Source organism: Mesocryomonas lacus, from assembly GCF_055730135.2.
The window spans coordinates 385,227-404,124 of the sequence record NZ_JBUZWE020000003.1 but is presented as its reverse complement, the minus strand read 5'-3'; the positions used below and the strand labels follow the sequence as shown (position 1 = coordinate 404,124).

Annotated in this window: 18 protein-coding genes; 6 read left to right on the top strand and 12 right to left on the bottom strand. The window is 65.5% G+C overall.

Going from position 1 to position 18,898, the window contains the following annotated elements; translation table 11 throughout:
* Positions 1-43: 43 nt before the first annotated feature.
* The 3 genes from ACZLZY_RS07050 to ACZLZY_RS07040 all read right to left on the bottom strand — a co-directional run bounded on the left by ACZLZY_RS07050 (position 44) and on the right by ACZLZY_RS07040 (position 2,530).
* The gene (locus ACZLZY_RS07050) at positions 44-697 is read right to left on the bottom strand and encodes a class I SAM-dependent methyltransferase (protein WP_472933018.1); all 654 of its coding nucleotides are present in this window, start codon (positions 695-697) and stop codon (positions 44-46) included.
* Positions 694-1,977: a BtaA family protein gene (locus ACZLZY_RS07045; RefSeq protein ID WP_472933016.1), complete on the bottom strand. Its 1,284-nt coding sequence runs from the start codon at positions 1,975-1,977 to the stop codon at positions 694-696. Before ACZLZY_RS07045 ends, ACZLZY_RS07050 begins: the two co-directional genes overlap by 4 nt.
* Positions 1,978-2,056: 79 nt before the next feature.
* A complete protein-coding gene (locus ACZLZY_RS07040) occupies positions 2,057-2,530 on the bottom strand; it encodes a tRNA (cytidine(34)-2'-O)-methyltransferase (protein ID WP_472933014.1) in 474 nt (157 codons plus the stop codon).
* Between the two features lie 151 nt (positions 2,531-2,681).
* Here ACZLZY_RS07040 and ACZLZY_RS07035 point away from each other — a divergent pair, with 151 nt between their 5' ends.
* From ACZLZY_RS07035 to ACZLZY_RS07015, 5 genes are all read left to right on the top strand, one after another.
* Positions 2,682-4,562: an ABC transporter ATP-binding protein gene (locus ACZLZY_RS07035; protein ID WP_472933012.1), complete on the top strand. Its 1,881-nt coding sequence runs from the start codon at positions 2,682-2,684 to the stop codon at positions 4,560-4,562.
* Positions 4,559-6,439 (top strand): ABC transporter ATP-binding protein, encoded by a 1,881-nt coding sequence (locus ACZLZY_RS07030; RefSeq protein WP_472933010.1) that lies wholly within the window; start codon positions 4,559-4,561, stop codon positions 6,437-6,439. The genes ACZLZY_RS07035 and ACZLZY_RS07030 overlap by 4 nt, the downstream gene beginning before the upstream one ends.
* 267 nt (positions 6,440-6,706) lie before the next feature.
* A complete protein-coding gene (gene petA, locus ACZLZY_RS07025) occupies positions 6,707-7,267 on the top strand; it encodes a ubiquinol-cytochrome c reductase iron-sulfur subunit (RefSeq protein WP_472933008.1) in 561 nt (186 codons plus the stop codon).
* Positions 7,268-7,285: 18 nt separating this feature from the next.
* Positions 7,286-8,581, top strand: coding sequence for a cytochrome b (locus tag ACZLZY_RS07020; RefSeq protein WP_472933006.1), 1,296 nt, complete (start codon positions 7,286-7,288; stop codon positions 8,579-8,581).
* A 234-nt stretch (positions 8,582-8,815) separates the two neighbouring features.
* The gene (locus ACZLZY_RS07015; RefSeq protein WP_472933149.1) at positions 8,816-9,616 is read left to right on the top strand and encodes a cytochrome c1; all 801 of its coding nucleotides are present in this window, start codon (positions 8,816-8,818) and stop codon (positions 9,614-9,616) included.
* 155 nt (positions 9,617-9,771) lie between these two features.
* On the opposite strand, the gene ACZLZY_RS07010 is transcribed toward ACZLZY_RS07015, so the two are convergent.
* Positions 9,772-10,101 carry a BLUF domain-containing protein gene (locus ACZLZY_RS07010; protein ID WP_472933004.1) on the bottom strand — a complete coding sequence of 110 codons (330 nt, stop codon included), beginning with the start codon at positions 10,099-10,101 and terminating at the stop codon, positions 9,772-9,774.
* A gap of 264 nt (positions 10,102-10,365) precedes the next feature.
* Between ACZLZY_RS07010 and ACZLZY_RS07005 the strand changes: the two genes are divergently transcribed.
* Positions 10,366-10,917, top strand: coding sequence for an adenine phosphoribosyltransferase (locus tag ACZLZY_RS07005; RefSeq protein WP_472933002.1), 552 nt, complete (start codon positions 10,366-10,368; stop codon positions 10,915-10,917).
* 29 nt (positions 10,918-10,946) lie between these two features.
* Here the strand turns inward: ACZLZY_RS07005 and ACZLZY_RS07000 are convergent, their stop codons facing one another.
* The 8 genes from ACZLZY_RS07000 to ACZLZY_RS06965 all read right to left on the bottom strand — a co-directional run bounded on the left by ACZLZY_RS07000 (position 10,947) and on the right by ACZLZY_RS06965 (position 18,806).
* Positions 10,947-11,417 (bottom strand): MaoC family dehydratase, encoded by a 471-nt coding sequence (locus ACZLZY_RS07000; protein ID WP_472933000.1) that lies wholly within the window; start codon positions 11,415-11,417, stop codon positions 10,947-10,949.
* The gene (locus tag ACZLZY_RS06995) at positions 11,414-11,866 is read right to left on the bottom strand and encodes a MaoC family dehydratase (protein ID WP_472932998.1); all 453 of its coding nucleotides are present in this window, start codon (positions 11,864-11,866) and stop codon (positions 11,414-11,416) included. The genes ACZLZY_RS07000 and ACZLZY_RS06995 overlap by 4 nt, the downstream gene beginning before the upstream one ends.
* Positions 11,867-12,110: 244 nt before the next feature.
* Positions 12,111-13,934, bottom strand: coding sequence for a methyl-accepting chemotaxis protein (locus ACZLZY_RS06990; protein WP_472932996.1), 1,824 nt, complete (start codon positions 13,932-13,934; stop codon positions 12,111-12,113).
* Positions 13,935-14,242: 308 nt separating this feature from the next.
* A complete protein-coding gene (gene ychF / locus ACZLZY_RS06985) occupies positions 14,243-15,346 on the bottom strand; it encodes a redox-regulated ATPase YchF (protein WP_472932994.1) in 1,104 nt (367 codons plus the stop codon).
* Positions 15,347-15,670: 324 nt separating this feature from the next.
* Positions 15,671-16,408 (bottom strand): aminoacyl-tRNA hydrolase, encoded by a 738-nt coding sequence (gene pth, locus ACZLZY_RS06980; RefSeq protein WP_472932992.1) that lies wholly within the window; start codon positions 16,406-16,408, stop codon positions 15,671-15,673.
* A gap of 39 nt (positions 16,409-16,447) precedes the next feature.
* The gene (locus tag ACZLZY_RS06975; protein ID WP_472932990.1) at positions 16,448-17,095 is read right to left on the bottom strand and encodes a 50S ribosomal protein L25/general stress protein Ctc; all 648 of its coding nucleotides are present in this window, start codon (positions 17,093-17,095) and stop codon (positions 16,448-16,450) included.
* A gap of 198 nt (positions 17,096-17,293) precedes the next feature.
* Positions 17,294-18,262: a magnesium/cobalt transporter CorA gene (gene corA / locus ACZLZY_RS06970; RefSeq protein WP_472932988.1), complete on the bottom strand. Its 969-nt coding sequence runs from the start codon at positions 18,260-18,262 to the stop codon at positions 17,294-17,296.
* An 88-nt stretch (positions 18,263-18,350) separates the two neighbouring features.
* The gene (locus ACZLZY_RS06965; RefSeq protein ID WP_472932986.1) at positions 18,351-18,806 is read right to left on the bottom strand and encodes a hypothetical protein; all 456 of its coding nucleotides are present in this window, start codon (positions 18,804-18,806) and stop codon (positions 18,351-18,353) included.
* Positions 18,807-18,898 lie beyond the last annotated feature (92 nt).

Here is an 18,898-nt window from a genome sequence, read left to right as displayed (position 1 = left end):
CTCGCAGCTCAGACACTTCTCGGGTGCCAGTGCGACAGTCATCTCAGCGGCGAAGGATGAAAAGCCAGGCGTAGCCGCGGAAGACCCGGGACTGGATAAGATCCGCCCCGACGATCGTCGCCGCGTCTTCGAGCACCGCAGCCAGATCCGGCCGAGGCGTTACGTGAAACTGCCGCAGCCAGGTCTGGAGGATCCCGCGTGCCGCCGGCGGCAGGCGCTCCTGCTGGCCGAAATCGACGACATGCAGGCGCCCGCCATCGCCGGTCGCGGCGACAGCGGCGGTGACGGCGGCCGGCCAGTCCGGGATCATCGACAGGGCGTAGGAGATGAAGACCCGGTCGAACGCCTCCCGCCCGAACAGCGCCGCGGGATCGAACGCCGTGGCGTCGCCTTGCGCGAGGGTGATCCTGTCACTGAGGCCGGCCTTCGCGACATGGGCGCGGGCCGTCGCCAGCATCGCCTCGGAGATGTCGATGCCGTGGAACCGCGCTGCCGGATATCGGCGTGCGGCGAGGATCAGATTGCGGCCGGTGCCGCAGCCGACCTCGAGCACCGCGCCGCCAGCCGGCGGCGCCATTTCCTCGATCAGCCGGTCGCGGCCGAGGAGGTAATACTTGCGGGTGGCATCGTAGATGTGCCGCTGCCGGCGGTAGACCGCGTCCATCAGGGCGGAATGGCCGCCGGCGACGCGGCTCATGCCTGGCGGACGTAGAGGTGGAAGCCGCCGTAGATCGCCGAGCGGTCGGCCCGGCAGAAGGCTTCGGACTCGTCGCGGCGATAGTCCCAGCGGACGAGGATCGCGTCGTCCACCCGGCCGGGCAGGATGCTCGGCTCGCCGGCGGTGCGGAAGATCACCCGGGCACCAGGCCGGGCGGTGCGCAGGATCTCGCGCCAGAGCGCGTTCAGCTGGACATCCGTCATCCAGTCCTGCGCGTCGAGAAGAACGTAGCCGTCGAGGCTTTCGGCCGGTTCCTCCGCCAGCCGCTCGGTAAAGGACTGCCGGACGACCGAGACGCGGTCGGTGCGGGCGGCGATGGCATCGAAATGCGCGCTCTGGAGGTAGAGTGGCAGCGGGCCGGCATCGCCGGCGGCATAGGCGCGGCCGAGCGCCTGATGCGTGAAGTAGTTGTCCTCGATCGGGAAGCCGCAGATCAGCTTTTCCAGCCGCTGCTTCAACACGTCCGCCATTTCGTCGCCGCCGGCCAGCGCATCGTATTGCGCCGGCGGGATGCCGAGGCCGAAGAGGGACGCCTTCAGCGAGGTCAGCCAGCGCACCGACTTCTTCTCGAACAGCGGTGCAATCACCTCATCGAAATAGGCCTGCTGCTCGGCGAGACCGCGCATTTCGGTCAGCGGCTGAAGCTTCACCCCCGACAGCCGCGCGCCGACATGGCCGAGCTTGATGAAGCGGCCGAGGACGCCGTGCCGGTAGATGTTCTCGGCGAACAGCCGCACACGCGGCCGACCCATCAGATCGCGGTGGTTCCAGTAGGCGGCGGTGACGGGGTCGAGCCTGTCGCGCAGGAAGCTACGGTAGGCTTGGATGTTCGCGCTGTCGTTCGCCCGTCCGAAGAAGCGGAAATAGGTGGCGTAGTTTGGAAAATGCTTGGCGCCTGCGAGCTTCAGCCGGGTCAGCGCCACGTGGTGGGCGTTGAGATCGACGGCGATGATCTCCCGGGGATCGGCGGTGAGGTAGGAGATCACATTGCAGCCGCCGGAAGCGATGGTGATCATCCGCTTGTCCGGCCCGAGCTGCAGCGCGGCCAGATCGACCACCGGATCTTCCCAGATCTGCGGGTAGACGAGCCCACTAAACAGCGTGGTGAAGGCGCGCTCGAGGAGGCCCTCCTTCGACCAGGCCCGCGCCCGGTGCACCGCCGTGCGGATCTTCGCCGCCGGCCGCCGGTCGACAACCGCGCTGGTGCCGAGCCGAGGGCTGAGATCCTGCGCAAGGTCGATCGCCTGAGGTCTTGGCATGCGGAAGCCTCCAGAAGATGGCGCGGAGCGCGACTCGCGGCTTCCGACGGGACCTCACTAGCCCCGTCGGCTAACAGTTTTATGTCATGCCGTGCGAGCCCATCCGCACCTGCCGCAAGGCCTCACCGGCCGCCATGCCCGCCGAGACCGCAAGATTGAGGGAACGCGCACCGGGGACCATCGGGATCGTGGCGCGGAGGTCGGCGACGCCGTGCACCGCTTCCGGCACGCCGGCGCTCTCGCGGCCGAACATCAGGATGTCGTCGGGCCGGTAGGCGATGTCGGTGTAGGACGCCGCGCCGGCGGTGGTGAACAGCACCAGTCGCCGTCCGGTCTCATGCCGCCAGCGCTCGAACGCCTTGAAGTCGACGTGGCGGGTGAGCGACACCATCGAGAGATAATCCATGCCGGAGCGTTTCAGGGCACGGTCGGACATGTCGAAGCCGGTCGGCTCGATGATCGACACGTCGACGCCGAGGCAGGCGCCGAGCCGGAGGACGGCGCCGGTATTGCCGGCGATGTCGGGTTGGTAAAGCGCGAGCGTCAGGGCCATGCGGATCCAATGGGGAAGTATTGCCGACGTGATGACGGTTTTCGGTGACGTCGGCGGACGCGCTCCTATATCAGCAGCCTAGCCCGGCCCGACAGCCCCCGATCACGGGCGTGCCTTGCGCCCCCGTCCGTGCCGATCAGGAAATTTCCGCATGTTCTCTTTCTTCGAGCGGCTCGTCGATCCGTTCCCGCCCGAGCGAATGGGCAATCCGCCCTCCAGCCTGCCGCGCTTCATCTGGCACTATGCCCGCCCGGTCTGGCCGCTGCTGCTGGCGCTGGCGGTGCTGACGTCGATCGTCTCGATCATCGAGGTGTCGCTGTTCGGCTTCCTCGGCCAGATCGTCGACTGGCTGTCGGCCACCTCCCGCGAAACCTTTCTGGCCGACCAGGGCTGGAAGCTCGCCGGCATGGCCTTCATCATCGCGATCGCCTTGCCGGGACTGGTTTTCCTCGAATCCCTCGTCGGCTTCCAAGCGATGTTTGGCAATTTCCCGATGCGGTTTCGCTGGATCGTGCACAACTGGCTGCTCGACCAGTCGCTCGGTTTCTTTCAGGACGAGTTCGCCGGCCGCATCTCGACCAAGCTGATGCAGACGGCGATCGCGCTGCGCGAGACGATCGTCAAGTCGATCGACGTGTTGCTCTACGTCGCCGTCTATTTCACCGGCATCGTCTTCCTCATTGCCAGTGCCGACCTGGTCCTGGTGATCCCCTTCGCCACCTGGCTGGTTCTCTACATCTTGATGCTGCGCTACTTCATTCCGCGGCTGATGACCGTGGCGATGAGCCAGGCGAACGCCCGCGCCGAGATGACTGGCCGCATCGTCGATGCCTACGCCAACATCGGCACCGTGAAGCTGTTTGCTCACACCCGGCGCGAGGCCGACCACGCCCGTGATTCGATGACCGGCTTTCTCGGCACCGCCTACGGCCAGGCCCGGCTGATCAACGCCTTCTTCACCTGCCTTTACCTCCTCAACTCCATGCTGCTGCTCGGCGTCGGCGGGCTCGGCATCTGGCTCTGGCTTGGCGAGTTCATTTCGGTCGGCGCCATCGCGGTCGGCGTCGGCCTGGTGCTGCGCCTCAACGGCATGTCGCAGTGGATCATGTGGGAGGTCTCGGCGCTGTTCGAGAATATCGGCACGATCCGCGATGGCATCTCGACCTTCACCTTGCCCGTGGCGCTGGAGGACAGGCCGGCGGCCAAGCCGCTCGTGGTCGACCGCGGCGAGGTGCGGTTCGAGAATGTCAGCTTCCACTATGGCTCGGACAAGCCGCATCGCCAGGCCGGGCCCGTCGTCGACGGCTTCACCTTGACCATCCGGCCGGGCGAGAAGATCGGCCTCGTCGGCCGTTCGGGCGCGGGCAAGACGACGCTGCTCAACCTGATGTTGCGTTTCTACGACCTGCCGACCGGCCGCATCCTCATCGACGGCCAGGACATTGCCGGCGTGACGCAGGCCTCGCTCCGCAGCCAGATCGGCATGGTGACGCAGGACACCTCGCTGCTGCACCGCTCGATCCGCGAGAACATCCTCTACGGCCGGCCGGATGCGAGCGAAGCCGATGTGCGCCGGGCGATCGAGCGGGCGGAAGCTGTCGGCTTCATCGAGCGCCTGTCCGACATCGACGGGCGTCATGGGCTAGACGCGGAGGTCGGCGAGCGCGGCGTCAAGCTGTCCGGCGGGCAGCGCCAGCGCATCGCCATCGCCCGCGTCATGCTGAAGGACGCGCCGATCCTGCTTCTCGACGAGGCGACCTCGGCGCTGGACTCCGAGGTCGAGGCCGCGATCGCCGAGAACCTCTACAAGCTGATGGAGGGCAAGACCGTCATCGCCGTCGCCCACCGCCTCTCCACCATCGCCGCCCTCGACCGGCTGATCGTGCTCGACCAGGGCCGGATCGTCGAGGAGGGCAGCCATACCGAGCTGCTGGCGACCGGTGGGCTCTATTCCCAGCTGTGGAACCGGCAGGTCGGCGGCTTCATCGACGTCGGCAGCGACGCGGCAAAGGAGGCGTCGGCGTCTCGATGATGGACCGGTTCCTGCAGCGCTTCGAGAACGTCATCGAGCCTTTCGCCGATAATGACGATGCGGCCGAGACGCGCCGGATCGGCCAGCTCTCGCCGCTGCCGGCGGAGACCAACCGCTTCATCTGGCACTTCGCCAAGCAGGCGAAGTGGCCGTTCCTCGGCCTGCTGGTGACCGGCGGACTGACCGGTGGCGTCGAGGCCGTGCTCTATACCGGTGTCGGCTGGGTCATCGATGCGCTGTCGACCTCGACGCCGGCAACGCTCGTCGCCGATCATGGCTGGCTGCTGTTCTGGCTGGCCTTCATCACGCTCATCGGCCGCTCGCTGATCCTCTTCGTCGCGTCGGTTCTGGAAGAGCAGGTGATCTCGCCGAGCTTCTACAACCGTGTCAGGTGGCAAGCCTACCGGCGCCTGATGGAGCAGCCCTACACCTTCTTCCAGAACGATTTCGCCGGCCGCATCGCCCAGAAGGTCCAGCAGGTCGGCGAGGCGACTGGCGACTTCATCATCACCACGCTGCAGACCTTCTGGTCCTTCGTCACCTTCGTCATCCTGTCCGTCACCATCCTCGGCGCGCTCGACCCGTGGATGGCGGTGGTGCTGGTGTTCTGGTCACTCGGATATGTCTGGATCGTGCGCACCCTCCTGCCGAAGATCCGCCGCTACGGCCGCGCGACCGCCGATGCCCGTTCGGTGGTCTCCGGCCGGGTAGTCGACAGCTTCACCAACATCCTCTCCGTCAAACTCTTTGACAGCGCCCGCAACGAGGATGCCTTCGTCAAGGACGGCTTCCGACTGTTCCTCGGCTCGGTGCGCCGGCTGACACGCGCGCTGACCTCGGTGCGCACCGCCGTCGCCGTGCTGAACGGGGTGATGATGACCGCCATCGGAACGCTGGCCGTCCTCGCCTGGCAAGCCGGCAGCGTCAGCGCGGGCGGCGTTGCCACCGCGCTCGGGCTGGTGCTGCGGCTCAACCAGATGTCGGGCTGGATGATGTTCAACATCAACGGGCTGGTGCGCAACTACGGCACCATTCAGGACGCGGTTGCGACCGTCACCAAGCTGCCGGGCCTCGTCGACCGCCCGGATGCGGGGGATCTGGCGGTGCCCCGCGGCGAGATCCGCTTCGACAACGTCGTCTTCCACTACGGCAAGGGTTCCGGCGTCATCGACCAGCTCTCGCTGACCATCGCCGCCGGCGAGAAGGTCGGGCTGGTCGGCCGTTCGGGGGCGGGCAAGACGACGCTCGTCAACCTTTTGCTGCGGCTCTACGACGTCGAGGACGGCCGCATCCTCATCGACGGGGTCGACATCGCCGGCGTGACGCAGGCCTCCTTGCGCGAACACATCGGCGTCGTGACGCAGGATACCTCGCTGCTCCACCGCTCGATCCGCGACAACATCGCCTATGGCCGACCCGATGCCGACGAGGACGAGGTGCTGTCGGCGGCCGCGCGGGCGAATGCCGAGGGTTTCATCCCGGGCCTGCGCGATCCGGCTGGCCGTGCCGGCTACGACGCCCATGTCGGCGAGCGCGGCATCAAGCTGTCGGGCGGGCAGCGCCAGCGCATTGCGATTGCCCGTGTTCTCCTGAAGAACGCGCCGATCCTGGTGCTGGATGAGGCGACGTCGGCGCTGGACTCGGAGGTCGAGGCGGCGATTCAGGAGAATCTTTCGGCCATGATGGAGGGCAAGACGGTCATCGCCATCGCCCACCGGCTGTCGACCATCGCCGCGCTGGACCGGTTGATCGTCCTTGACGAGGGGCGGATCGTGCAGGAGGGGACGCACGAGGAACTGATCCGCAGCGGCGGCCTCTATGCCGATCTCTGGGCGCGGCAGTCCGGGGGCTTCCTCGACAGCGAGGCGGCGCAGTAAAGGCCGAGATCGGTGGCACGGCGTGCACAATCCGCGTCTCTGCAGCAACATTCGAGCGAAGTTTCGACGAATGCACGGCGAAACCGCGACACGTTGCCGTTCGGCGGGCTTCCCGTCTGGACAAGGCCAGTCCTTCTGCCTAGAACGCCTCCAAAACCATGGCGTGATTTTGACCGCTGAAACCGGCAGAATCGGGCGTGGACGAGATGAGAATTCTCCCAGTAAGCCGTCCAGGGACTGACGAATTCGATGAAGGAGCCCCCGTTCGTGAGCGCTAACGATACAACCGCACCGACCCGGCGGGACTTTCTCTATATCGCGACCGGCGCCGTCGGCGTCGTGGGCGCCGGGCTCGCCGTCTGGCCCTTCATCGACCAGATGAACCCGGACGCCGGAACGCTGGCGCTCGCCGAGATCGAGGTCGATGTCAGCCAGGTGGCCGAGGGCCAGTCGATCACTGCCAAGTGGCGCGGCAAGCCGGTGTTCATTCGCCAGCGCACCGCCAAGGAGGTCGAGGACGGCAAGAACGTCACGATGGCCGATCTCAAGGATCCGGTCTCGCGCAATGCCAACCTTCCCTCCGATGCCGATGCCAGCGACGCCAACCGCGCCGCCGCCGGCAAGGAGCAGTGGCTGGTGATGGTCGGCGTGTGCACCCATCTCGGCTGCATTCCGCTCGGCCAGTCCGGTTCTTACGACGGCTGGTTCTGCCCGTGCCACGGCTCGACTTACGACACGGCGGGTCGCATCCGCTCGGGCCCGGCGCCGGAGAACATGGCGATTCCGCCATTTGCATTCATATCCGACACGACCGTGCGCATCGGCTGATCTGGGGGGAACGTTTCAATGAGTGGTCATTCTTCCTACGTGCCGGAAAACGGCGTCATGCGCTGGCTGGACGCGCGGCTTCCGCTGCCGCGTCTTATGTACGATTCCTTCGTCGCCTTCCCGGTGCCGCGCAATCTCAACTACGCCTATGCCTTCGGTGGCATCCTGGCGCTGTTCCTCGGCCTGCAGATCCTGACGGGCGTCGTCCTGGCGATGCACTACGCCGCCAATTCGGGCCTCGCCTTCGTATCGGTCGAGAAGATCGTGCGCGACGTGAACTGGGGCTGGATGCTGCGCTACATGCACGCCAACGGCGCCTCGTTCTTCTTCATCGCCGTCTACATCCATATCTTCCGCGGCCTTTATTACGGCTCCTACAAGCAGCCGCGTGAGGTTCTGTGGATCCTTGGCGTGATCATCTTCCTTCTGATGATGGCCACTGCCTTCATGGGCTACGTCCTGCCCTGGGGGCAGATGAGCTTCTGGGGTGCGACGGTCATCACCGGCTTCTTCACCGCCTTCCCCGGTATCGGCCAGCCGATCCAGCAGTTGCTACTCGGCGGCTTTGCAGTCGACAACGCGACGCTCAACCGCTTTTTCTCGCTGCACTACCTCCTGCCGTTCATGATCGCCGGCGTCGTCATCCTGCACGTCTGGGCGCTGCACGTGACCGGCCAGACCAACCCGACCGGCGTCGAGATCAAGACCTCGAAGGACACCGTGCCGTTCACCCCGCACGCCACCATTAAGGACGGCCTCGCGATGGCCGTGTTCCTCGCGGTGTTCGTCTACTTCGTCTTCTTCCTGCCCAACTACATGGGCCATCCCGACAACTACATTCAGGCCGACTCGCTGAAGACGCCCGCGCACATCGTGCCGGAATGGTACTTCCTGCCGTTCTACGCCATGCTCCGCGCCATCACCTTCGACATCGGTCCGATCGACTCCAAGCTCGGCGGCGTGCTCGTGATGTTCGGCTCGATCATCGTGCTGTTCTTCGTGCCTTGGCTCGATACCAGCCGCGTCCGGTCGACCTCCTACCGCCCGATGTACAAGATCTTCTTCTGGATCTTCGCGGTGAACGCCGTGATCCTCGGCTGGCTCGGCTCGCGTCCGGCGGAAGGTGTCTATCCGACCCTCGCGCTCATCGGCACGATCTACTATTTCGGCCACTTCCTGATCGTCTTGCCGGTGCTGGGCCTCATCGAGACCCCGAAGAAGCTCCCGGCCTCGATCACCGATGCGATCCTGGCAAAGCATGGTGGGCGTTCGATGCCGGCCGGTGCTGTGGCTTCGCCCGAAAAGAAGGGCTGAACGGTGACGTCAGGATCGATCAAGATGAACAAGCTTCTGACTGCCGCCTTCGCTGCCAGCGTGTTTTTCGCGCCGGGAGCCTTCGCCCAGGACACCGCCGCACCGGCGGCGCCTGCCGCCGCTGCACCCGCTGCTGCGCCGGCCGGCGCTGCGGCTGAGCCGACGTCCTCGTCGCCCGAGTCGCCGGCGCCCGGCGCTGCCGCCGACACCGGCACGGGCGGTGCCGCTCCGCCGATGGCGGAAGGGGCGGGCGAGCACGCGACGCCGCACTACCCGCTCGAGCATCCACCGGAGATGGACTGGACCTTCGCCGGCCCCTTCGGCAAGTGGGACATCGGGCAGCTGCAGCGCGGCCTGAAGGTTTACAAGGAGGTCTGCTCGGCCTGCCATTCGATGAACCTCGTCGCGTTCCGCGATCTCGGCGAGCTCGGCTACAACGTCGACCAGGTGAAGGCGTTCGCCGCGGAATACACCGTCACGGATGCTAACCCGAACTCTGACGGCGAGCTCGTCGAGCGTCCTGGTATTCCGTCGGACTATTTCCCGTCGCCCTATCCGAACCACGAGGCTGCCGCCGCCGCCAACAACGGTGCCGCGCCGCCGGATCTGTCGCTGATGGCGAAGGCTCGCGCCGTCGAGCGGGGCTTCCCGCGCTTCGTCCTCGACATCTTCCCGTGGTCGCAATACGCCGAGGGTGGTCCGGACTACGTGCACGGCCTGCTGACAGGCTATGGCAAGGAGCCGCCGGCCGGGATCACGATCCAGGACGGGACCTACTACAACCCGCACTTCATTGCGGGCCCGGCGCTCGCCATGCCGCAGCCGATCTCGGACGATCAGGTGACCTATGACGACGGGACGCCGCAGACGCTCGACCAGTATTCGCGGGACGTCTCGGCCTTCCTGATGTGGACCGCCGAACCGCACCTCGTCACCCGCAAGCAGACCGGCCTCGTCGTTCTGCTCTTCCTGGTGGTGTTCTCGGTGCTGCTCTTCCTGGTGAAGCGCCGCGTCTGGGCCTCGACACCGCACTGAACGTACTAGCATCGCTGACGGAAGAGGGGCCATTGGACCCCTCCTTTCGTTTGAAGGACAGGCGTTCTCGAACGAAGCTGGTCGCAACCCCAGTGCGGCACCGGCAATCTGTAGGGCAGGTCGCATTCGCTGCATCCTGTCGGATGCAGGGCGCCCTAGGCGAGATGCTGCGACAGCATCAGCATCTCGATCGCCGGCTGGCGGCGCATGCCCCAGTAGTCGAAATGCCGGGCATCGGTCAGCGTCGTGCGAAGGCAGACGACGCCGTGATGGCGCGGGTCGGCACCAATGCGCTCATAGAGGGCCTCGACCGAACTTCGGTCCCCCTCGAGGATCTGCAGAAACTGGAGTCCGTCAAAGGCGAGGACGCCGCCGATTGATAATCCCCGGTTGCGGATCTCGGCATGGTCGGTGATGTCGCTGAATTCCTGGCGGCCGTCGATGCCGTCGACGATGATGCTCGCATAGGTCAGACGCAGATACACCGCAGTTCCCTTCCCGTGGCAGCCAAGCGGCACCGAGAGGCGGGCGCGTAAAGCATGTGGCATTGCGTCTTTTCGGCATGGTCGAGATCGGACAGTCGCATGTTCCGACGGAGATGTTGTGGGAAACGATCCGGCCACACAGCTCTGTACGCTAACCGCCATTGGATCGGCGAACGATTGCGCTTGACCGCGGCGGGGGTATCGCGATTGAAGCACCGTCGGGCGCCGGTCGATCTGCCGCCAGCTGCAACAGGACGCCACCGCATGAGCTCTGCCACGATCACGCCGGATCCCCTCGCGGCTGCCATCCGCACCATTCCCGACTATCCCAAGCCCGGCATCCAGTTCCGCGACATCACCACGCTGCTCTCGGACGCCGCTGCCTTTCGCCAGTCGGTCGAGCGTCTCTGCGAGCCGTATCGGGAGGCGCGGATCGGCAAGGTCGCGGGCATCGAAGCGCGGGGCTTCATCCTCGGCGGGGCGATGGCGCTGGTGCTCGGCGCGGGCTTCGTGCCGATCCGCAAGCGGGGCAAGCTGCCCCATGCCACCGTCAGCGTGGAGTACGCGCTGGAATACGGGGTCGACGCCATCGAGATGCATGCCGACGCCATCGTGCCTGGCGAGCGCGTGCTGGTCGCCGACGACATCATCGCCACCGGCGGCACAGCCGACGCGGCCATCCAGCTGTTGCGTCAGCTGGGTGCCGAGATCGTCGGTGCCGCCTTCGTCATCGATCTGCCCGAGCTCGGCGGCACCCGGCGCATCGAAGCGCTTGGCGTCGAGGTCCACAGCCTGCTTGCCTATGCCGGTCACTAAGGTCGATAACGGCCGGGCCTTTCGACACGTCAGTCGGTGGCGCAGAACCAGGACGACAGAAAGCTGATGACCGTCTCGCCATGTTGGTTCGTGCCGAGGGTACGGGCCTCGATCAGGCCCCAGCCTGGCCGGCTTGCCGATGCCCGCTTGCCGGTGATGGCGAGCGTATAGTTCACCGTATCGCCGGCGAAGACCGGACGGGGCCAGCGCAGCTCCTTGATGCCGGGGGAGGGGCCGGTGCGCGGCGCCGGATGGCCGGCCGCGACAAAATCATCCGCGAGCCTGCGGGTATAGGCGACGTTCAGCTTCATGAACACGGCGGCCGTCTGCCAGCCGGAGGCGCAGAGCCCGCCGAGCAGCGAGTTCTTCGCGGCCTCGGCATCGACGTGGAACGGCTGGGGGTCGTAGGCGCGGGCAAAGCGCAGGACCTCCTCCTCGGTGAAGGTGTACTCGCCGAGCGCATGGACCTCGCCGATGGTGAACACGTCCCAGAAGATCATGCGCCGAGCCCCGCCCGCGTCGTGATCATGACGGTATATTCCGTCTCCAGCACGGTCTCGCCCTTCTGGTTCAGGACGGCGTTGTGCAGCCTGGCGACACCCAGCGTTGGCCGCTTGACGGAGACGCGTGCCTCCCGCACCGTCATGGTTCCCGAGAGGGTGTCGCCGGGCCGAACCGGCTTCAGCCAGTTGACGTAGTCGACCCCGGGCGAGCCCTGTGCGGTCGAGCCTGCGAGGAAGCCGTCGACCATCATCCGCATCATCATCGCGCAGGAATGCCAGCCGGATGCCGACAGGCCGCCGAGAAGGCTGGCCTCCGCCGCGGCGTCGTCGAGGTGGAAGGGCTGCGGATCGAACGCCTCGGCAAAGGCGATGACTTCGTCCCGGCTGACGGGGTAGGGGCCCAAAGCAAAGGTCGCACCTACCGGGAAATCCTCGAATGTCCGCATATCCTGCCTCCTGCCTCGGCCCACCATCTAGGACGCCGGCGGCACGAAGGGGAACCCCGGACGGCACCGGCTCGGGCTGTAGGTTGATCCGGTAACGTGAGACCGCGAAACGCCGAGCCGTGTGCGCTTTTGCGTAGGCATCGACATTCGGACGGTTGGCCTTCCTCTCGTTGCCACCCTCTCCGTCAGGAGAGGGTACATGACCGAGAATAGAAGGGCCTCCCGCCGTCCTGCCGAGGCCGGTTCAGGCCGCGCGGCTCTGGACGCGGCCGGCGGAGGACTGCCCATGTCCTCGGCCGCGCGCTGCCTGCCCGGTCGCGATGCGGAACCGCTCGACCATGGCCGCGAGGTCGTCGGTCTCGTTCGACAGCGTCTGGGCGGCAGCCGTCGCCTCCTCGACCATCGCGGCGTTCTGCTGGGTGACCTTGTCCATCTGGTCGGCGGCGGCAGACACCTCGCGCAGGCTGACCGCCTGCTCCTTGGCGCTGCGAGCGATCTCGGCGACGACGCTCGACATGTCGGCGACCTCGGAGACGATCTCGCCCAGCGACTTGCCGGAGGCGGTGACGAGGGCGACGCCGCGCTCGACCTGGGCCGATGACGTCGAGATCAGTTCCTTGATCTCCTTGGCGGCCTCGGCCGAACGCTGGGCAAGGCCCCGCACCTCCTGCGCCACCACGGCGAAGCCACGGCCCGCCTCGCCAGCCCGCGCGGCTTCGACGCCCGCGTTGAGGGCGAGGAGGTTGGTCTGGAAGGCGATCTCGTCGATGACGCCGATGATCTTGCCGATCTTGTCGGAGGACTGCTCGATCTGGCTCATGGCCTCGACGGCGCTGCCGACGATCTCGCCGCCCTTCTCGGCCTTCTTCTGCGCCGAGAGCGCGCCGACCTGCGCCCGTGCTGCGCCTTCCGCGGTCTGGTTGACGCCGCGCGTGACTTCGGAGAGGGCCGCGACCGTCTCCTCGAGGCTGGCGGCCTGCTGCTCAGTGCGATGGGCGAGGTCGTTGGAGGCGACGGAGATCTCGCTGAGGCCCGTGCGCAGCGTGGAGACACCGCCGATGACGCCGCCGATCGCGTCTTCCAGTTTCTCGACGCTGATATTGAACTTCGCGCGGATCGGCTCGAATTCGGGCGCCACCGCCTGATGCATGCGGATGGTCAGGTCGCCCTCCGCAAGAGCGTTGAACCCATGCTCGACAGCATGGACGAAGGCGACAAGGTCTTCCGCCTTGGCGCCATCAAGCGCCATCTGGCGTTCGTCCTGGCTCTTCTTGGCCTGCCGCGCGGCACTCGCCTCGGCTTCGAGCGCAAGTTTCTCCAAGGCCGCGGCCTTGAAGGTCTGAAGCGCTTCAGCCATTTCGCCGACTTCGTCCTTGCGGGCGAGGAAGGGGACTTCGGTTGCATTGTCGCCGGTGGCGAGGCGCCGCATCGCGCCGGTGAGGCGAACGACAGGCTTGGCGATCGACCGCGAGAGGACGACACCCATCGCCACGGCCACAAGGACGACGAGCGCGAAGGAAATGGCAAGCACACCGCGCATGGCGCTCTCGCCGCGCTCGGCCTCGGCCTGCATTGCCAGCACGCGTTCACCCTGAAGCTTCTCGACCTCGTCGATCGCGTCATAGGCTTTGCCGAGAGGGAACTGCTTGACGAGCTGCAGCGCTGCGGCATGGGTCGCCGGATCGCGCCCCAGGGTGATCATCGCGTCACCCGCATCCGTCCACCATTTGTTGACGATCTCGCGGGTCAGCAGCACGCCGCTGTTCTGCTCCGATGTCGGCGACATCTCCATGAACTTGTCGCCGGCCTGCAGGAAGGCGGCCTTCGCCGTGGCATAGGTCTTGGAGAAACGTTCCTCGCCGGTGGCCAGAGTGTTGCCGACGGCATTCTGCTGCCGGTACAGCGCCGCCCGCATCTTCTCGATCTGGATCGTCTGCAAAAGGCTTTGTGATTTCGCTTCGTGGGCTGCCGACGATGTTCCGATCCCGTAATAGATCAGCGAATTGGCCACCGCGATGACGGCAAGGAGAGCGGCAAAGGTCAGGGACAGCTTCTGATTGATTTTCATGGTCGTGGCCTACTGGTTCCGTCGTGTTGGAACACGCGGAGACATGACGGGGCGCGTGCACGCGCTGCGCGAACGGCGACCGGCGCCACCGTGTGACCAGTATGACAATCAGTTTATAATAGTTACCTAACGTTGTGCCGGTATTGCGTCGTCGCCCGCGGGTGCGGGCTGGTGACCGCGTCGGGTCAGACAAGCAGACGGGATCGTCAGTCCGGTGATTGCCTGCCCAAAGAAAGGCCCCGCCCCGGTGGGGCTTTATGGAGCCTGACGGGACGGGGCCTGAACTTGCAGCGCAAATGAGGGTGGGATCAGTTGTTGAACTTGAACATCAGGATGTCGCCGTCCTGCACGACGTATTCCTTGCCTTCGTCGCGCGCCTTGCCGGCTTCCTTGGCCGCGACTTCACCGCCAAGCGCGACGAAGTCGTTGTAGGCGATGGTCTGGGCGCGGATAAAGCCCTTCTCGAAGTCGGTGTGGATGACACCGGCGGCCTGCGGGGCCTTGGTGCCACGGTCAATCGTCCAGGCGCGCGTCTCCTTTGGCCCGACGGTGAAGTAGGTGATGAGGCTGAGAAGGTCGTAGCCGGCACGAATCAGCCGGTCGAGGCCGGGCTCCGTCAGGCCGACCGCTTCCATGTATTCAGGAACGTCCGCCTCTGGCAGCTGGGCAATTTCGGATTCGATCGCCGCCGAGATGATGACGCTGCCGGCGCCCTGACGCTTAGCCATTTCGGCGACGGCTTCCGAGTAGGCGTTGCCCGTGGCCGCATCGGCTTCCGCGACGTTGCAGACGTAGAGCACCGGCTTGGAGGTCAGGAGGTTCAGCCCCTGAAGGATCGCCAGCTCGTCCGCCGGCATGCCCTTCAGGAGCACGCGGACCGGCTCGCCGGCGTTCAGCTTGGTCAGCGCCGCCTCCATCACCGGCAGCATGGCCAGCGACTCCTTGTCCTTGGTCGAGGCGCGCTTGCGGATGCCGACGATGCGGCGCTCGAGGCTTTCGAGGTCGGACAGCATCAGCTCGGTCTCGACCGTGTCTGCGTCCGCCACCGGGTCGATCTTGCCCTCGACATGGGTGATGTCGTCGTCGACGAAGCAGCGCAGCACGTGGACGATGGCGTCCACTTCGCGGATGTTGGCGAGGAACTGGTTGCCCAAGCCTTCACCCTTCGAGGCGCCGCGCACGAGGCCGGCGATGTCGACGAAAGTGATGCGCGTCGGCACGATCTGCGCCGACTTGCCGATCTTGGCGATGACCGCCATGCGCGGATCGGGAACGCCGACATCGCCGGTGTTCGGCTCGATGGTGCAGAACGGATAATTGGCCGCCTGCGCCGCCGCCGTCTTGGTGAGCGCGTTGAACAGCGTGGACTTGCCGACATTCGGCAGGCCGACGATACCGCATCTGAAACCCATGGGTTCCGCTTCCTTTTGGCTCGTTTCCCGCGTCCGCGGAAAGAAATGGGGGCTGGCCTGCTGTTTGCAGGGTCAGCGGGTGGGGGTCAATGTTTCCTGCGGTTTTGGCAGGGTTTTTGGAGGCGGGACAGCCGCCCACGGCTCACGTTCGTCATCCTCGCGCAAAGCGCGGGGACCCATGCCGCGACCTTTTTCCTCTGCGCTTCGGTGCCGGTCGACCGCGGGCATGATTCTCGATGGTCCGGGCATGGGTCCCCGGGGCCAAGGCCCCGAGGATGACGAAACTGAAAGGGTAGCGCCCGTCGAGACTCTGGCGCGAAAGCCCTATTCCTTGCCGAACAACCGCTTCAGCATGTCCGCCATCGCGCCGCTTGCTGGCGGATTCGGGGCCTCCGCGGGCCGCGCCTGGCGGATATGGCTCTGGGCTCCGGCCTTCGTTCCGGCCTTCGCCACGGTGCCATTGGCCGAGCCGCGCGCGGAGGGCGGCTCGTCCGAGGAGAGGGCCATCGCGATGCGGTTCATGAAGAGGGCATCGTCGCCCTCGACAATCAGCCCGACCTGGCGGGCGACAGCGTCGATCAGCGGGTCCAGCCAGTCGCGGTCGACCTTGTGGAAGTCGGAGAGGACGTGGCCGTGCACCCGCTCCTTGGAGCCGGGATGGCCGATGCCGAGGCGGACGCGGCGGTAATCCTTGCTGCCAAGATGCGCATCGATGGAGCGCAGCCCGTTATGCCCGCCATTGCCGCCGCCGGTCTTCACGCGGACCTTGGCGGGGGCGAGGTCGAGCTCGTCGTGTATGACGACGATCTGGCCGGGCTCGAGCTTGTAGAAGCTCGCGGCCGCGGCGACCGATGCGCCGGAGTCGTTCATGAAGGTGAGGGGCTTCAACAGGAGGACCTTTTCGGTCCCGATCTGGCCTTCGGAGAACTCGCCCTTGAACTTCTTGGTCCATGGGCGGAATGAAGGATCGCGCTGGATGGCGTCGAGCGCCATGAAGCCGATATTGTGCCGATGGCCGGCATATTGGGGGCCGGGATTGCCCAATCCTGCGATGAGCAGCATGCGCCCGGCCTCCCTTGTCGTCGTTCGAACAGTCGAGAATTACTTCTCGTCGGTCTCGGCTTCGTCGCCCTGCTCGGTGACTTCCGTCTCCGGGGCTTCCTCGACCTCGTCGACCTCTTCCGCCATCGGCGGCACGATGGTGGCGACCACGAAGTCTTCCTCGTTGTCGAGGGTGACGCCGTTCGGCAGCTTCAGGTCGGAGGCGTGGATCGCGTCGCCGATCTCGAGACCGGTCAGGTCGACCGTGAAGGCCTCCGGGATCTCTTCGGCCGGGCAATGCACCGCGACGGTGTGGTGCGCGACGTTCAGCGTGCCGTCCTGGGCCTTGATGCCGGGGGCAGCATCTTCGTTCTCGAAGTGCACGGGGATCTCGACCGCGACGACCGTGCGGCTGGAGACGCGCAGGAAGTCGACATGGGTCAGGAAGTCCTTCACCGGGTCGAGCTGGTAGTCCTTCGGCAGGACGCGGATCTGCTGACCGCCGACGTCGATCGTGATGACCGTCGTCTTGAAGCCACCGGCGTGCAGCTTCAGGAAGGTTTCCTTGTAGGGAATGGTGATCGGCATCGGGGCTTGCTTGTCGCCGTAGATAACGGCGGGCACTAGTCCGTTGCGGCGAAGATGTCTGGCGGCCCCCTTGCCGACCTTCTCGCGCGCCTCGGCCTTGACCGTGTAGGTCTCGCTCATGGCTGTTTCCTTCGTGTTCATTCAGAGGTTATCGAACCGGTATCCTAAATCGGGACCGAAACGACGAAAAGCGGCCACGGCCGCTTAACTCCGCGCTGCCTCCAAGGGTGTCCGCGCGGACGTGCGGTCTATAGCGCAAGGGCAGGGGAGGGGCAAGTTTGCCGCGACTGAGGGGCTGAACCTGCCTCTTCCCGACGACTACAGCCAGCCCGAGCGCTTGAAGCGAAAGAAGAGGTAGCCGGCGACGCTGGCGATGACCGCCACTGTCAGATGGTAGCCGTATGTCCAGGCGAGCTCGGGCATGTTTTGGAAATTCATGCCGTAGATGCCGGCAATGGCGGTCGGAACCGCCAGGATGGCGGCCCAGGCGGCAAGTTGGCGGGTGATGGCGCCTTGCCGCTGCTGTTCGAGGAGGCTTGCCGCCTCCAGCACCGAGGACAGGATTTCCCGCAGCCCCTCGATCATGCTGGCAATACGCCGCACCCGGTTCAGCACGTCGCGGAAATACGGCCGCGTTGCGTCGTCGATGCAGTCGACGTCGATGTGGCCGAGCCGGCTCAGCACTTCTTCCGTCGGGCCCATGATACGGCGAAAGCGGATCAGTTCGCGCCGCAGGGAAAAGATGCGCGCGACCTCGGTCCGCGTGAGAAAGGCATCCAGCGCGCGCCGCTCCATTTCGGCGATATCGTCTTCGATCGCCTCGACGATTGGCAGATAGCCGTCGACCACGAAGTCGAGCACGCCGTGTAGCACGTAGTCGACGCCATGCTTCAGGAGATGCGGCGAGGCTTCCAGCCGGGCCCGAAGCTCGGTGTGGTCCCGCATCGAGCCGGACCGCATGGTGATGATGTGCGTCTCGCCGACGAGGATCGCCGTCTTGCCATAGGCGATGGTCTGTCCGTTCAACGCTGCTGTGCGGGCGACAATGAACAACTCTTCATCGTAGACCTCCAGCTTCGGCAGGACATAAGCCTTGTTGGCGCTCTGAACCGCGAGCGGATGAAGGCGGAAGTGCCGCTGCAGCTGCTGAAGTTCTGTATCGGTCGGATCGACGATGCCAATCCAGACGAACTCGCCAGCCGATAGGACCAGGTCCTCGGTCGTATCGAGGGAGACCGAACGAACTCGCTTTCCCTCGGCATAGACATAAGCGGCGACGACGGTCATGCAGGCCTGACAACTCTCCGCGTGTCGATCGACAGGCAATCACCTGTCCGTCTCCGACCGCCATTGCCGCCATCAGCCGGCAAATGGATTAAGCCGCGGTAAACTGTCGGGAGAAGCGGTTGTCCGAAAGCTCCTGACGGGCGCCCTTCCGCGCATCGATCTGAGGAAACAGATCCCTGTCGAGCGACATCAACGCGGTCAGGTGCCTGACTTTGCGAGCGTAGGCAACCTGGTCACGGCCCGCCACGAGATCAGCCTGGGCGATCCTCTCGACCTGCTGCTCCACCCGTCGTTTCGCTTGGCCGGTCAGAGCCATCTTGTAGCGTGGCGAGTGACCGAGCGAAGAAACCGCAGATGACTTGAAGACGCGCCTTGAGGGCGCCGTGACGGCATGGCGCGCTGGGCGCTTCAGCTTCATCAGCTCGATTTTCTCGAGCACGGTATCATGACCGAGCGAGGGAAATCGTACGGCAATCTGGGCTGAAGTCTTGCCCTGATTCCAGAGGGTAATCAAAAGGGTAACCTGACTGTCAGTCCACAACATTAGTATTTCTCACCGTCGTCTCCCAGAGCAATTATCTTAGGGACACTCAGTGAGCCGTGCAACCAGCAAGGGTGCGCAGACAAGCAAAATGG